Below are 242 nucleotides of genomic sequence, written 5' to 3'. Positions count from 1 at the left end.
GATTCTCCTTAGCCGCATAGTTCCAGTCCAGAACGAATCGGACTGCCAGGGAAGTCACAGCGGATCCCTCGATGCAAAGATGGGTATCTCTCCAGTATCCGAACTTTTTCGTGTCCAGTCCGATGTACTCTCTTCCGATATTAAAACCACCCACAAAACCGACTCTGCCGTCGATGACCGCTATCTTCCTGTGATTACGGTAGTTGACCCGAAACTGGAACTGTCCCAGAAACGCCGGAAAA

The 242-nt window shown here is 50.4% G+C and carries 1 pseudogene; it reads right to left on the bottom strand.

What is annotated here, in order from left to right:
• A pseudogene (locus tag HJY11_RS13690) lies at nt 1–242 on the bottom strand (cardiolipin synthase); the annotation flags it as partial.

It is taken from the genome of Bittarella massiliensis (ex Durand et al. 2017) (assembly GCF_017566145.1).
Taxonomy (GTDB): Bacteria; Bacillota; Clostridia; order Oscillospirales; family Ruminococcaceae; genus Bittarella; species Bittarella massiliensis_A.
This window is presented reverse-complemented; position numbering and strand designations above follow the sequence as displayed.